General features: G+C 57.2%; 9 protein-coding genes. 2 read left to right on the forward strand and 7 right to left on the reverse strand.

Annotated elements, in window-relative coordinates; translation table 11 throughout:
- Nucleotides 1-53: 53 nt before the first annotated feature.
- Nucleotides 54-2,423, reverse strand: coding sequence for an LPS assembly protein LptD (gene lptD, locus K5Y32_RS17115; RefSeq protein ID WP_255602681.1), 2,370 nt, complete (start codon nucleotides 2,421-2,423; stop codon nucleotides 54-56).
- 182 nt (nucleotides 2,424-2,605) lie between these two features.
- On the opposite strand from lptD, the gene djlA reads away from it, so the two are divergent.
- On the forward strand, nucleotides 2,606-3,418 hold the full coding sequence (gene djlA, locus K5Y32_RS17120; RefSeq protein ID WP_061718138.1) for a co-chaperone DjlA: 813 nt from the start codon (nucleotides 2,606-2,608) through the stop codon (nucleotides 3,416-3,418).
- 168 nt (nucleotides 3,419-3,586) lie between these two features.
- Here djlA and rluA read toward each other — a convergent pair whose 3' ends face one another.
- From rluA to polB, 3 genes are all read right to left on the reverse strand, one after another.
- Nucleotides 3,587-4,246 (reverse strand): bifunctional tRNA pseudouridine(32) synthase/23S rRNA pseudouridine(746) synthase RluA, encoded by a 660-nt coding sequence (gene rluA / locus K5Y32_RS17125; protein WP_222185252.1) that lies wholly within the window; start codon nucleotides 4,244-4,246, stop codon nucleotides 3,587-3,589.
- A gap of 19 nt (nucleotides 4,247-4,265) precedes the next feature.
- Nucleotides 4,266-7,172 (reverse strand): RNA polymerase-associated protein RapA, encoded by a 2,907-nt coding sequence (gene rapA / locus K5Y32_RS17130; RefSeq protein WP_222185253.1) that lies wholly within the window; start codon nucleotides 7,170-7,172, stop codon nucleotides 4,266-4,268.
- 152 nt (nucleotides 7,173-7,324) lie between these two features.
- Nucleotides 7,325-9,685: a DNA polymerase II gene (gene polB, locus K5Y32_RS17135; protein WP_222185254.1), complete on the reverse strand. Its 2,361-nt coding sequence runs from the start codon at nucleotides 9,683-9,685 to the stop codon at nucleotides 7,325-7,327.
- A gap of 164 nt (nucleotides 9,686-9,849) precedes the next feature.
- Between polB and K5Y32_RS17140 the strand changes: the two genes are divergently transcribed.
- Nucleotides 9,850-10,614 carry a DedA family protein gene (locus tag K5Y32_RS17140; protein WP_101762132.1) on the forward strand — a complete coding sequence of 255 codons (765 nt, stop codon included), beginning with the start codon at nucleotides 9,850-9,852 and terminating at the stop codon, nucleotides 10,612-10,614.
- Here the strand turns inward: K5Y32_RS17140 and thiQ are convergent.
- From thiQ to thiB, 3 genes are read right to left on the reverse strand one after another with little or no spacing between them, the layout of a single operon-like run.
- Entirely contained in the window at nucleotides 10,611-11,312 is a 702-nt protein-coding gene (thiQ, locus tag K5Y32_RS17145) for a thiamine ABC transporter ATP-binding protein ThiQ (protein WP_222185255.1), read from the reverse strand. The genes K5Y32_RS17140 and thiQ overlap by 4 nt on opposite strands.
- A complete protein-coding gene (gene thiP, locus K5Y32_RS17150) occupies nucleotides 11,296-12,882 on the reverse strand; it encodes a thiamine/thiamine pyrophosphate ABC transporter permease ThiP (protein ID WP_222185256.1) in 1,587 nt (528 codons plus the stop codon). The genes thiQ and thiP overlap by 17 nt, the downstream gene beginning before the upstream one ends.
- On the reverse strand, nucleotides 12,882-13,868 hold the full coding sequence (gene thiB / locus K5Y32_RS17155) for a thiamine ABC transporter substrate binding subunit (RefSeq protein WP_222185257.1): 987 nt from the start codon (nucleotides 13,866-13,868) through the stop codon (nucleotides 12,882-12,884). Before thiB ends, thiP begins: the two co-directional genes overlap by 1 nt.
- Nucleotides 13,869-13,873 lie beyond the last annotated feature (5 nt).

The raw sequence follows: 13,873 nt of genomic DNA on the forward strand, positions 1-13,873 counted from the left end.
CTTTATCCATTGTTGTTTCCGCACTGCGGGAGAGCCTGTCAAACATCACAACATCAGAAAGCGCGCTGGTAAGGGATGATGCCCTGACGCAGCATTTCATTGGTGCCTAAGCCATAGTTGGAACTCAGACCACGCAGCTCAATGTTGAATGAGATTTGGTTGTCATACTTACTGTCGTTGTTTTCCCAACCGTTGATCTTGCGTTCGTAACCCAGACGAATGGCATAGCAGCACGAGCTGTACTGCAGGCCGACCAGCTGTTCAGCCGGGCGACTATTGCGCGTATCGTAGTAATAACCGCCCACCAGTGACCAGGCATCCGCAATTGGCCAGCTAGCAGTGGCGCCCACCTGTGAAATCCCATTTTTGTAGATCGGGTCAGTCACCAGGTTAGAGTTATTCAGCGCCTGCGCCACGTATTCCGGGCTGCTGTAGCGATAGCTCAGCTGCACCATACGATCGGCATCCTGACGATACTCAACTACTGCATTGCCCTGCGCGACGTTGTCGAGGCGGGTGTCATATTGCAGACCACCACGCGCGCCCCAGCGATCGCTGATTTTCCAGTACGTGTCGCCGGCCCAAACCAGGCTGCCGGTGTCATCTTCCTGGTTCGTCTGGTTTACGCCGGTGCGAGACGGAGTAAACGAGTAGATTTGACCCACAGAAACGTTAAAACGTTCAACCAGATCGTTATCATAAATACGCGTGGTCACGCCGGTCGCCACTTCGTTAGCTGAAGCGATACGATCCAGGCCGCTGTAAGTACGATCGCGGAACAGGCCGGTGTAGTCGGTTTGCAGCAACGTCGAGTCGTACGGATAGATATTGCTCTGGTTACGATAGGGGACGTAAAGGTACTGAACGCGCGGTTCCAGCGTCTGCGTATAGCCTGGTTCCCAGTCCATATCGCGATCAAACACCAGGCGGCCATCCACTTTGAACTGTGGCAGCGTACGGTTGACCGAGTTTTTCAGCTGATTATCACGAGTGGTATTAATCGAGGTGTTGTAATACTCAACGTCATCCTGCTGGTAATGGGTTGCCAGGAATTTCGCTTCGGTATCGAGACTCGCCCAGCCGTTTGACAGCGGCAAATTCAACGTTGGCTCAACATGCAGACGCGTGGTTTCAGGCATCTGGCTATTCACGTTGGTAAATTTCACCGCCTGCGCAAAGATTCGACCATCAAACGGTCCCATATCGTTCTGATAGAAGTTCAGATCGAGCTGCGGCATCGCACGATAGACGTTGCTGTTGCTGGTGTTACCAAACACCTGGAAGTCTTTGGTCGACAGCGTCGCGTCCCAGTTGGTATCTGCGTAGCCAAGGCTGAATTTCTGCGTGGCGTAACCATCGGTGGAGCTGTAGTACTTCGACTCAAGATCGTTAAAGTAGTAGGGATCGCTTACCTTGGTGTAGTCAGCGCTAAAGCGCCAGTGCTGGTCGTATACACCCGAATGGCGCCAGTAGAATAGCCAGCGATCGGAGCTATCGTCCTGCGCAATACCGCGTACCGCTTTATCGTTGTCGTACTGCTTATCTGACTGCAGATAGTCCAGCTCCATCAAGCCAGCACCAAACACTGTCAAATAGCGGAATTCGTTCTGCAGCTGCAGACCCCGTTTTTCCATATAGTGCGGCGTGATGGTGGCATCGGCCTGCGGCGCGATGTTCCAGTAATACGGCAGCATGAACTCGAAGCCGTTATTACTGCCGTATTTCGCATTCGGGATCAGGAACCCGGAGCGGCGGCGATCGCCAATCGGTAGCTGTAAATAAGGGCTGTAAAAGACCGGCACATTGCCGAGCTTAAAGCGGGCGTTCCAGATTTCCGCGACTTCTTCCTCGCGGTCCTGGATCACTTCGGAACCGACCACGCTCCAGCTGTTGGAACCCGGCAAACAGGAGGTAAAGCTGCCGTTTTCCAGAATGGTATAGCGATTGTTACCGCGCAGTTTCATCTGATCGGCATCGCCGCGGCCCTGACGGCCAACCATCTGATAATCACCGTTCCACACGTTGGTGTCTTTGGTGTTCAGATTTGACCAGGCTTTCGGACCTTTGAGGATGACCTGATTGTCGTCATAGTGCACATTACCCAGCGCATCCACGGTACGAACCGGCGTGGTTTGGCCTTCCTGCTGACGTTGATGCAGCTGCACTTCGTCGGAACGCAGGCGGCTATTGCCTTGCTGTACATCGACGTTACCGGTGAACACCGCATCATCCGGATAGTTGCCTTTGGCGGAATCAGAATGGATGGTGACCGGCAGCGAGTTGGTGTCGCCATTGACCAGCGGGCGGTTGTAACTCGGCACGCCCAGCATGCACTGCGACATCAGATCGTCGGCGAGTGATGACTGGCTATAAAGCGCTGCACCAATCATGGTAGCCAGCAAGGTAGGTATACGTTTTTTCATACGCGGTTTCGATAATTCCATGAAAACTGGCATCATGCCGACAATCCGGTCAGAGACTAACTTACTGCCCGGCGTTGCGCCAGTGTTAATCCTTGTCTGTCCGCGTTGCCGTTAGGCGCTGAGATAAATGACAGGTATGATAATGCAATTTTCAGCCGCAAGCATGGCGAATTGAGGAGTTTATGCGCTACTGGGGAAAAGTAATTGGTCTGGCGCTCGGGATATTTTCCGGGGCAGGCTTTTGGGGCATTGTACTGGGTCTGATCATTGGTCACATGTTTGACAAAGTGCGCAGCGTAAAAGGACAGGGCTATTTCGCCAATAACCAGGCGCGTCAGACGCTGTTTTTCAGTACTACATTCCAGGTGATGGGCCATTTGACCAAGTCAAAAGGGCGCGTCACCGAAGCGGATATCCAGATTGCTTCCTTATTTATGGATCGCATGCAGCTGCATGGCGATGCACGTACTGCCGCGCAGCGTGCGTTCCGTGAAGGCAAGCAGAGCGACTATCCGCTGCGTAGTAAACTTCGCGAACTGCGCAGCGCCTGCTTTGGCCGATTTGATTTGATTCGGATGTTTCTGGAAATCCAAATCCAGGCCGCTTTCGCCGATGGTTCACTGCATCCCAACGAACGTCAGGTGCTGTATGTGATTGCCGAAGAGCTGGGTATTTCACGCGCACAGTTCGATCAGTTCCTGCGCATGATGGAAGGCGGTCAGCAGTTTGGTGGCGGCGGTTCTTCCCGCGGCGGCGCGTATCAGCAGGCGCAACGCGGTCCTACGCTGGAAGATGCCTGCAGCGTGCTGGGCGTGAAAAGCAGCGATGATGGCACCACCATCAAGCGCGCCTACCGTAAGCTGATGAGCGAGCATCACCCTGACAAGCTGGTGGCGAAAGGATTACCGCCGGAGATGATGGAGATGGCGAAGCAGAAAGCGCAGGAGATTCAGGCGGCTTACGATCTGATTCGTAAGGAGAAAGGGTTCAAATAATTTTATTGCTGTCCCCCATCCCGGCCTTCCCCCGCAAGCGGGGGAAGGAGATACTGCCCCATGCAGCTTCATCACTAACATGTAGCAACATCTTCCTCCCCCATTTATGGGGGAGGACCGAGGTGGGGGACTGCAAGCACGGACCGAGGAGGGGCAGCATCTCCAACCCTAAAATTCCGCCGGCTGCCTGAACGTCATGCTATTGCCAAACGCCGGATGGGTGATCGTCAGCGACTCCGCATGCAACTGCAAACGCGGCGCCATCGCCAGCGCCTCATCATGTGCATAAAAGCGGTCGCCAAGAATCGGATGCCCCAGCGCCAGCAGATGCACACGCAGCTGGTGTGAGCGTCCGGTAATTGGCTTAAGCTTGACGCGCGCACTGTTCGTGGCTTCATACTCCAGCACATGATATTCGGTCTGCGCCGCTTTGCCGTTTTCGAAACACACCATCTGCTTCGGCCGATTCGGCCAGTCACAAATCAGCGGCAGATCAATCAAACCCTCTTCTGCTGCCGGATGGCCCCACACGCGCGCCACATAGTATTTGGAAGGCTCGCGCTCACGGAACTGGCGCTTGAGCTCACGCTCAGCCGCTTTATTCAGTGCCACGACGATCACGCCGCTGGTAGCCATATCGAGACGGTGCACCGATTCCGCCTGTGGGAAATCACGCTGGATGCGCGTCATCACGCTATCCTTGTGTTCTTCGAGACGGCCCGGCACCGACAGCAACCCGCTCGGTTTATTCACCACCATAATGTGCTCGTCCTGATACAGAATATGCAGCCAGGGTTCGAGCGGCGGGTTGTAAGCTTCCATCAGCATGATGTCGCGGTCCTGAACATTATTGGTGCGTAACGACGATCAGGCGCAGCGCATCGAGACGCCAGCCTGCATCGCCCAGGCTTTCCAATACCTGTTCGCGATTGCTTTCCAGCGCTTCAACCTCGTCATCACGGATGTTGGGGTTAACCGCGCGCAGCGCTTCGAGACGTGACAGCTCAGCACCGATTTTCTCTTCGGCTTCCACTTTCGCTGCCGCGATAATCGCCTGCGCTTCCGGAACGATCGCTTTTTCGGCCTGGGTCAGAATCTCGTGCACATCTTGCTGCACCGCATTCACCAGCTTGCTGCCGGTATGGCGATTCACCGCATTCAGCTGACGGTTAAAGCTTTCAAACTCTACTTTGCCCGCCAGATTGTTCCCGGCACGATCCATCAGCAAACGCACCGGCGTTGGCGGCAGGAAGCGGGTGAGCTGCAGGCTTTTCGGCGCTTGCGCTTCAACCACATAGATCATCTCGACCAGCAGCGTCCCGACCGGCAACGCCTTGTTCTTCAGCAGCGACAGCGCACAGCTACCGGTATCGCCCGAAAGGATCAGGTCGAGGCCGTTGAGGATCAGCGGATGTTCCCAGGTAATAAACTGGGTATCTTCGCGCGACAGCGCCTGGTTGCGGTTAAAGGTCACGGTGCAACCCTCTTCCGGCAGGCCAGGGAAATCAGGCACCAGCATGTGATCGGACGGCGTCAGCACGATCAGGCTATCGCTGCGGTCTTCCTGATTGATGCCGACGATATCGAACAGGTTCAGCGCAAAGTTAACCAGATCGGTATCGTTGTCCTGCTCGCCGATGGCATTTGCCAGCTCCTGAGCGGCTTCACCGCCGTTGGAGTTCAGTTCCAGTAAGCGATCGCGTCCCTGTTCCAGCTGTGCTTTCAGCGCATCGTGCTGCTTGCGGCTTGCGCTGATGAACTCATCGAGTCCCTGCGGATTTTCCGGCGCGGCAAGATATTCAATCAGCTGATTGTACTCGTTGTCATAAATGGCGCGGCCAGTTGGGCAGGTGTGTTCAAACGCATCCAACCCTTTGTGATACCAGCGCAGCAGCACCGCCTGCGCGGTTTTTTCCAGCCACGGCACCAGAATCTGGATGTCATGCATCTGGCCGATACGATCGAGACGACCGATACGCTGCTCCAGCAGATCCGGGTTGAACGGCAAATCGAACATCACCAAACGGCTGGCGAACTGGAAGTTACGGCCTTCAGAACCGATTTCGGAACACAGCAACACCTGCGCGCCATCCTCTTCGGAGGCGAAGAAGGCTGCTGCGCGGTCGCGTTCGATAATCGACAAGCCTTCGTGGAACACGGCGGCACGGATGCCTTCGCGCTCACGCAGCACCTGCTCCAGCTGCAGCGCGGTGGCGGCTTTGGCGCAGATCACCAGCACTTTCTCTTTGCGGTTGCTGGTGAGGTAACCCATCAGCCACTCAACGCGCGGATCGAAGTTCCACCATGTACCGCTATCGCCTTCAAATTCCTGATAAATCTGCTCGGGATACAGCATGTCACGCGCGCGCTCTTCTGCGCTTTTGCGCGTGCCCATGATGCCGGAGACTTTAATCGCGGTTTGATACTGCGCCGGCAGCGGCAGACGAATCTGGTGCAGCTCGCGTTTCGGGAAGCCCTTCACGCCGTTACGGGTGTTACGGAACAGCACGCGGCTGGTGCCGTGGCGATCCATCAGCATCGAGACCAGCTCTTTACGCGCGTCTTCTTTGCCATCGCGATCGCTGTTCGCCACTTGCAGCAGCGGCTCGATATCCTGTTCACCGATCAGATCGTTAATCAGGTTCATCTCATCTTTGCTGATGGCGTGGTCGGCCAGCAGCGAGCTCACCGCATCTGCCACCGGACGATAATGCTGCTGCTCTTCGACAAACTGGCCGAAATCGTGGAAACGATTTGGGTCGAGCAGACGCAGACGCGCAAAGTGGCTCTCTAAGCCCAGCTGTTCTGGCGTGGCAGTCAGCAACAGTACGCCAGCGGTTTTCTCTGCCAGCTGCTCGATAACCTGATATTCGCGGCTCGGTGCGTCTTCGCTCCATGCCAGATGGTGCGCTTCATCGACCACCAGCAGATCCCACTCGGCATCGGCCAGCAGTTCAAGACGCTGCTTGTTACGGCGCACAAAATCGAGTGAACAGATAATCAGCTGCTCGGTTTCAAAGGCGTTGTCGCTGTCGTGCTGCGCTTCGGTGTAGCGATCGTCATCAAACAGCGCAAAGCGCAGGTTAAAGCGACGCAGCATTTCCACCAGCCACTGATGTTGCAGCGTTTCCGGCACCACAATCAGCACGCGCTCGGCACGACCGGCCAGCAGCTGTTGCTGGATGATCATCCCGGCTTCAATGGTTTTACCCAAACCCACTTCATCCGCCAGCAGCACACGCGGGGCGTGGCGACGGCCGACATCGTGGGCGATGTGCAGCTGATGCGGAATCAGGTTGGTGCGCATACCGCGCAGGCCGCTGATCGGCAGGCGGTATTGCTCGCTGTGGTATTTGCGTGCGCGGAAACGCAGCGCAAAGCGGTCCATGCGGTCGAGCTGACCGGCGAACAGGCGATCCTGCGGCTTGCTGAACACCAGCTTGCTGTCCAGCATCACTTCGCGCATGACGACGCCGGTCTCTTCGGTGTCGAGACGCGTGCCGATGTAAGTCATTAAATCGTTTTCGTTGCGGACTTCATCGACGGTCATCTGCCAGCCTTCGTGGCTGGTGATGGTGTCACCCGGATTGAAAATCACACGAGTGACCGGAGAATCGTTTCGGGCATACAGGCGGTTTTCGCCGGTTGCCGGAAAAAGCATGGTGATCATGCGCGTATCGAGCGCGACCACCGTGCCCAATCCCAGTTCACTTTCCGTATCACTAATCCAGCGCTGACCCAGTGTAAAAACCATATATTTTTTGCTCGACTCTCTGACATGCCATAAAGAAGTTCACCTGTACTCAGGCAATACCCAACCGCCAAACGGGTGTTTGGTCAGATTGTGAGTGCGGTGAGAATCAGGAAGGGCGCTATGGTACTGGATGGCAAGGCATTCGTCACCTGTCAAAAAAGCCCCAGCTGCCCAGTAATGAGTGTAGCAAAGTCGTCACCGACGAACGGCAAAATGCCGTCAGCCACCGGCTGCAGCTGTTTGGTGACGTAATGATCGTAGTCGAGGGGCGTATTACGCGCCTCGAGCGGTTCCGGTCCGGCCGTGGCCATCACATAGCGGATCGAGCCACCGTTTTGATACTGCAGCGGGCGCTGCAGCTTGCGGTTTTGCTCATCGGCGAGACGCGCAGCGCGCACATGTGGCGGCACATTGCGCTCGTAATCTTTCAGCGCGCGCCGCAGGCGTTTTTTATACACCAGCTGATCGTCGAGTTCACCGTTCAGCAGCTGCGCCACCGTTTCGCGAATGTAATCCTGCCACTGCTCGCCACGGAAAATACGGCCATACAGATTTTGCTGGAACTGCTGCGCCAGCGGCGTCCAGTCGGTGCGCACTGATTCGAGGCCTTTAAACACCAGCCGCTCGCCGCCCTCGCTGCGAATCATGCCGGCATAGCGCTTTTTGCTGCCCTGTTCGGCACCGCGAATGGTGGGCATCAGGAAACGGCTGAAGTGCGTTTCATACTCCAGCTCCAGCGCGCTCTCCAGTCCATAAGTCGAATGCAGATGCTGCCGCCACCAGCCGTTAACCTGTTCAGCGAGATGACGACCAATCGCCGTCGCCTCCGCTTCACTGTGCGCGCCTTTCAGCCAGACGAAGGTGGAATCGGTATCGCCGTAAATCACATCAAAGCCTTCCGCTTCAATCAGCTCGCGCGTTTGCTGCATGATGGCGTGGCCGCGCAAGGTGATGGATGACGCGAGGCGCGGATCGAAGAAGCGGCAGGCGCTGGTGCCGAGCACGCCATAAAAAGCATTCATGATAATTTTCAGCGCCTGCGACAGCGGTTTGTTGTTGTCGCGCTTGGCGGCTTCACGCCCTTGCCAAATCTGCTCGACAATCGCCGGTAAACAGTGGGTTTCGCGGGAAAAGCGCGCGTTGCGGAAGCCGGGAACGGAATCGGCGTCATCCGGATGCGCCAGGCCTTCTACCAGCCCAACCGGATCGATGAGGAAAGTGCGAATAATTGAGGGATAGAGGCTTTTGTAATCCAGCACCAGCACCGAATCGTACAGGCCGGGCCGCGAATCCATCACGTAGCCGCCGGGGCTGGCTTCAGGTGCCACTTCGCCGAGATTCGGCGCCACGAAACCGGCGCGGTGCATGCGCGGGATATAGAGATGACCAAAGGCCGCCACCGAACCGCCGTGACGATCCACCGCTAAACCATTTACCGTGGCGCGTTCCAGCAGGAACGGCATGATGGCGGTGTGCTGGAAAATGCGCGTCACCAGCTCACAATCCTTGAGATTATATTTCGCCAGCGCCGGTTTATCGTTGGCAAAGCGCCAGTTGATCTCTTCCATGCGATCCCACGGATTATTGATGGCCTTGCCTTCACCGAGCAGCTGGCGCGAGACCGCTTCGAGGCTGAATGACGGGAAATCCCAAAACGCGGATTTGAGCGCGTCGATACCATCAATAATCAAGCGGCCCGTTGCCTGCGCGAAGAACACACCAGGTTTGAAGCCGTGCTCGCGCCACTCCAGCGCCTGCTTCTGACGCCCTAAACGCAGCGGAATGCCGTAGCGATCGGCGTGTTTCTGCAGTACGCGCAGATCGAACTGCACTACATTCCAGCCAATAATCACATCCGGTTCATGCCGCTCAAACCACGCGTTGAGCTGCTCAAGCAGCTGCGGGCGGCTATCAACATAGATCAGTTCAAAATCGAGCGTGCTGGCATCGCCGTTGGGCGGACCGAGCATGTAAACCTGGCGCTGACCGCAGCCTTCCAGCCCGATGCAGTAGAGCTCACCGTGCTGCGTGGTTTCGATATCCAGCGATACCCATTTCAGCTGCGGACGGTAATCAGGATGCGGTTTCAGACGCGCGTTGACCACGCTGTCACCACGTGTTTCACCGCTAAACCACACCGGCGCGGTGATAAAGCGCTCCATCAAATAGCGTTCGGGTGGCCGAATATCCGCTTCATACACCGGAATGCCGTTTTCACGCAGGCGCTTTTCCAGATTTTGCAGCTGGCGATTGCTGCGGCAATAGAGGCCAAACACCGGGCGGCGGCGGAAATCCTTCAGCTCCAGCGTTTGCAGGCGCGTATGACGTTCGTCGCGAATCAGCGCTTCGGTTGGCGTGCGAAACTCTTCAGGCACAAACGCCACGGATTCCTGGGCAGGCAGCACCAGCCGCTGCGGGCCGCTGTCGGTGGCCAGCCACAGCACCACTTCGCTGCCGGTCGGCGTATCTCGCCAATGTCGGGTAAGCAGAAAACCTGCGCGCGGATCGGTCACGTGAACTCCAGAGAATGAATTGCATTGAGTATAACATGGATGTTTATACAGTGTCCTGCAGGCGAAATTGTCACCACTTTGTCAACATCGTTCTACAATTCTTGCCTTGACGACCATGTGTATGCTCTGGACAATCCAGCCTCTATATTCCGCAGAGGATATTTATGGAAGCCTGGATTCAACACCTGTTTTCGCAATCGCTGGAGTACGCGCTGATCGCTGTGGCGCTGGTGACCTTCCTTGAGTCGCTGGCCTTCGTGGGATTGCTGTTGCCGGGCACGGTATTAATGGCCAGCCTTGGGGCGCTGGTCGGAAGCGGACAAATTGGTCTTTACCCTGCGTGGGCGGCCGGATTCGTTGGCTGTTTAATCGGCGATTGGGTTTCCTACGGCATCGGCTGGAAGTTTCAGGGGCCGCTGCATCGCTGGAAATATCTGAAAAAGTACAAGGGTTTGCTGGATAAAACCGAGCATGCGCTGCATCAACACAGCATGTTCACCATTCTGGTGGGGCGATTTGTCGGCCCGACGCGTCCGCTGATTCCGCTGGCAGCGGGCATGCTGGAGTTGCCGGTGCGCAAATTCCTGCCGCCTAACCTGATTGGCTGCATCCTCTGGCCGCCCGCGTATTTGATGCCGGGCATTCTGGCGGGCGTGGCGATTGATGTACCGCAGGCCGCGCAGGGCGGCAGCTTTAAATGGCTGCTGTTGCTGGTGGCGCTGCTGCTGTGGATCGGTGGCTGGTTGCTGTGGCGCTGGTCGCGCAGCGGTAAAACGGTGGATTGGGCGACAAAGTATCTGCCTGCATCGCGTTTGCGCTGGCTGGCACCGCTGATGGCGGCGATTGGCCTGGGCGCGTTTATCGCAATCCAGTTCCATCCGATGATGCCAATCTTCCGCCACTTGCTGTGGAAAGTTTTCTTCGCTTAACGCGCTGTCACGCCAAGGATGGCGGCCGCGGCACTTTCACCGCGCACCAAACTCGCTGTACTGCCATCCCAATAGATGCGCCCGTCGACGATCACCAAACTGCGCGGCGCAATCTGCTGAGCATCTTCCAGGCTGTGCGACACCATCAACAAGGTGATGTTGCGGCTTTCGCATACCGAACGAACCAGCTGCAGCATCTCGTTGCGTAGCGCCGGATCCAGCGCTGAGAAGGGTTCATCCAGCAGCAAAATCGGCTGATTGCGCAGCAGGCAACGCGCCAGTGCCACGCGCTGACGCTGGCCGCCGGAAAGCTCGCCTGGCAAACGCGTGAGCATTGCCTGCAGGCCAGTTTGCTCGGCGATATCCACCACTTGCTGCTGCTGTTCGCGCGTCAGTTTCAGGCCCGGATGTAAACCCAACGCCATGTTTTGCTGCACCGTCAGATGCGGAAAAAGATTGTTCTCCTGAAACAGCATGGAAACCGGGCGCGCCGACGGCACGCTGTGGGTATGATCAACGCCGTTCATCACCAGCGTTCCTTGATTGATCGGCAAAAAGCCGCCAATCAGACTCAGCAAGGTACTTTTCCCCGCGCCGCTCGGACCGAGGATCGCCAGACGTTCACCCGCTTGCGCTGCAAAACTGAATCGCATCGGCAGATGCTGATAAAGGTAAGTGAGGTTATTCAGTGTCAGCATGGCGACCCGGTAATTTTTCCATCAGAGTAAAGAGTAGCAAGCAGAGCAGCAGCAGCAGCAGTGCGGTGACGGCACCGTCCGCACCGCGATAGGCGCCAATCTGCTGGAACAGATAGAAGGGCAGCGTGCGGAAATCGGCGCTGCCAAACAGCGCGACGACGCCGAAATCGCCAATCGACAGCACGCAGGCAAACGCCAGCGCCTGAGCAATCGGGCGTTTCAGCGCGCGCAGCTCAATCAGCCGCAAGCGGTTGAAGCCGGAGATGCCGAGTGAAGCGCAAAGCTGGCTGTAACGGGCGCTGATGTCGCGCATCGGATTCTCCAGCACTTTCATCGCATAAGGAATGGCGATCAGGGCGTTAGTAAAGATCACCAAACCATCGGCGCGCTGCGGCAGCCCAACGGTGGCGTTGAACAGCAGAAAGAAACCGCTCGCCAGCACAATGCCCGGCATCGCCAGAATCAGCATGCCGCTCATCTCCATCGCCTGCGCGGCGACTCTGTTCTGGCGCTGCCGCAGTTCGCGGCTGCTCCACAACAGCATCATGGTCAGCACCACGCAGAGCACGCCGGCTCCCACGGCGATACGCAGCGAGGTAAAGGTGGCTTGCCACAGCGCCGCTTGTTGTAGCGCACCGGCGACGCCGCCGCGCAAACCATCGACGATAACCGCCGCCAATGGCGGTAACAGCAGCAGCAGCGCCAGGCCAATCAGCAACGTATCGCTGATGCGCGCCTGCCATGAATCCTGCGGATCGCGCCAGCCGCGAATGCTCTGGCTGCCAGTGGGAATGGCTTTGCTAAAGCGCTGGCTCAATAGCACCAACAGCAAACAGCAGCCGAGCTGTAACAGCGCCAGCAGCGCCGCGCGGCCCGGATCGTAATCGAAATTTAGCGCCTGATAGATCGCCAGTTCCAGCGTGGTCGCTTGTGGTCCGCCCCCCAGCGCCAGCACCGTGGCGAAGCTGGCGAAACAGAGCATAAAGATCAGTGCGGCCGTCGGCAGAATCTGACGGCGCAGCCACGGCCACTCCAGCAAGCGAAACAGATTCCAGCCGCGCAGGCCGAGCTGGGCGGCGACCTGGCGCTGCTCGCCGGGAATGCTCTCCAGCGCCTGTAATAGCAGGCGCGTCGCCAGCGGCAGGTTAAAGAAGACGTGCGCCAGCAGAATGCCCTGCAGGCCATACGGCGAAAAGTGGTAGTCAAAGCCGATGGTCGTGCACAGTTGTGCCAGCCAGCCGCTACGACCGTACACGCTGAGCAAGCCAAACACCGCCACCAGCACCGGCAGCACCAGCGTCATGGCGCACAGACGTAGCAACAGATTGCGTCCCGGAAAACGGCGACGATAGAGCGCGCGCGCCAGCAGGATCGCGGGCAGCACCGAAAGCAGCGCCGACAGCAGCGCCTGCTCAAACGAGAACAGCAGCACATGATGCAAATAGCTGTCGTCGAGCAGCGCGCGCCAGTCGGTGGCCGGAGCGACCACCACCAAGGCGCCAAACGCCAGCAGCGCCACCGCGCACAGCAACAGCGCGATGGCGCTACCGGGAATCAACCAGCCGGGCATTAACGGCTAACGGCGCGTTGCCATGCGCTGATCCACGCGGCGCGATGGTCGGCGACTTCGGCTGGCGTGAATTGCAACGCCTTCGTAGGCACCTGCAACGTTTGATAACCGGCTGGCAGATCGCTTTTGATCACCGGATACATCCAGTTGCCGGTAGGAATGGTCTGCTGGAAGGCCGGAGAAACCATAAACTGCATGAACTGCTGCGCCAACTTAGGCTGTTTGCTGCTGGCGAGCTGCGCGGCGACTTCCACCTGTAAATAGTGGCCTTCGCTGAATTTGGCCGCGGCGTAATTCTCTTTCTTCTCTTCGATGATGTGATAAGCCGGAGACGTGGTGTAGCTCAACACCAGATCGCCTTCGCCTTTCAGGAACAAGCCGTAAGCTTCGCTCCAGCCTTTGGTGACGGTAACGGTTTTTTGCGCCAGCTTCTGCCACGCGTCAGCTGCGTTATCGCCATACACTTTTTGCATCCACAGCAGCAGGCCAAGCCCCGGCGTGCTGGTGCGCGGATCTTCATAAATCACGCGCCATTTTTCCGGGCTTTCGACCAGCTCTTTCAGGCTTTTCGGCGGGTTCTGCAGCTTGTTTTTATCGTAGACGAAAGCGAAGTAGCCATAATCGAAAGGGATAAAGGTTTGATTGTTCCAGCCGTCCGGCAGTTTTAAGCCGCGGGTATCGACGCTGCTTTTGGCAAACAGGCCGGTTTTCTCCGCCGCCTGAACCAAATTGTTATCTAACCCGAGCACCACATCGGCTTTGCTGTTTTTGCCTTCCATGCGTACTCGATTGAGCAGCGATACGCCATCTTCCAGCGCCACATACTTCAGCTCGCAGTCGCACTGCGCTTCAAAGGCTTTTTTGACCGCCGGGCCGGGGCCCCAATCGGCAGAGAACGAATCGTAGGTGTAAACGGTCAGAACCGGTTTAGCAGCGAAAGCCGGTGCCGTAACCAGCATCAACACAGGCAGAACTTTGTTTAACACTTTGC

This window comes from Pantoea sp. DY-15 (assembly GCF_019795935.1).
Lineage (GTDB): Bacteria > Pseudomonadota > Gammaproteobacteria > Enterobacterales > Enterobacteriaceae > Pantoea > Pantoea leporis.